Origin of the sequence: Campylobacter sp. RM9333 (genome assembly GCF_020137705.1) — a bacterium.
In the GTDB taxonomy this organism is placed as follows: domain Bacteria; phylum Campylobacterota; class Campylobacteria; order Campylobacterales; family Campylobacteraceae; genus Campylobacter_E.
This window is the reverse complement of the sequence record NZ_JACGAY010000056.1, coordinates 1-716: the sequence shown is the minus strand read 5'-3', so window position 1 is coordinate 716 and position 716 is coordinate 1. Positions and strand designations below refer to the sequence as shown.

Annotated in this window: 1 protein-coding gene; it reads left to right on the top strand. The window is 27.4% G+C overall.

Annotated elements, in window-relative coordinates; all coding sequences use genetic code 11:
* The coding region (locus AVBRAN9333_RS09425) for a FecR family protein (protein WP_336609911.1) at nt 1-716 on the top strand (716 nt) is incomplete at both ends.

The following is a 716-nucleotide window of genomic DNA, read 5'->3' as shown; positions in this document are numbered from 1 at the left end:
ATTGTTATTAAGTGTAATAACTCTAACCTATGCAAGCGTAGGTAAAATATCAGCCATTAGAGGTGATGCAGTAGTTATCTCAAAAGGTAATGAAATAAAAGCTTTATTAAATCAAGAACTTGATGAAAGCGATATTATAAAAACGGGAAACAATGCAAGATTACAAATAATCTTTAATGACAACACCGTTACTACTCTAGGTAAAAACACAAGCTTAGAAATAAAACAATTCTTATTAGATGGAAAAAACTCTAAAGTAAATCTTGAAGTAAGTGAAGGAAGCTTTAAGGTAATTACAGGAGAAATCTCAAAATTAGCAAGAAAGAATTTCTCTTTAAAAGCTCATACAGCAACAATTGGTATTAGAGGAACAGTGTTTGTAGGAGAAGTTGGACTTAATATAAACAAATTAGCTTGTTTACAAGGTGCAATAGATGTTAGATTAGGTAATAAAACTTCTTTAATTGATTCAGGAAAACAAATAAGCTTTTCAAATACTAAGGTAATTAAAGTTGAACCTTTAAAAGTAAATGATTTTTCTTTAACCAAAGCAAATATTAATGAAGATAATAAACCAGAAAAAATACAAGAAAAACAAGAAGATAAACAAAGCACTACAAATACTAATAAAGTAACAAGTATTACTTTAAGTAGTGATATTAAAGCTGAAAACACTAATTCAAATTCTAAAAATACTTTACAAACTAGTGAGCAAA